Below are 232 nucleotides of genomic sequence, written 5' to 3' on the forward strand. Positions count from 1 at the left end.
ACGTCGTAGGCGGCCACCAGAGCGTTCGCGGTCTTGTGGGCGTGGTCGAGGCGCTGGCGGCGGACCTGGGCGTGCAGCGCGGCGACGCGGGCGACGGCCTTGCGCCGACGCTGGGAGCCCCGCTTCTTGCGGGCCAGGTCGCGCTGGGCGTCCGCGAGGCGGTCAGCGGTGGCGGCCAGGTGGCGCGGGTTCGCCAGGTGCTCATCGTCGCTCGTGGTGACCAGGGAGGCGA

Annotated in this window: 1 protein-coding gene; it reads right to left on the reverse strand. The window is 75.4% G+C overall.

Features of this window, described 5'->3' with window-relative positions; genetic code table 11:
- Nucleotides 1-232: transposase (locus ACWJ6R_RS38360; protein WP_449066852.1), on the reverse strand; the 232-nt coding region annotated here is incomplete at both ends.

The sequence above is a fragment of the Planomonospora algeriensis genome (assembly GCF_977012225.1).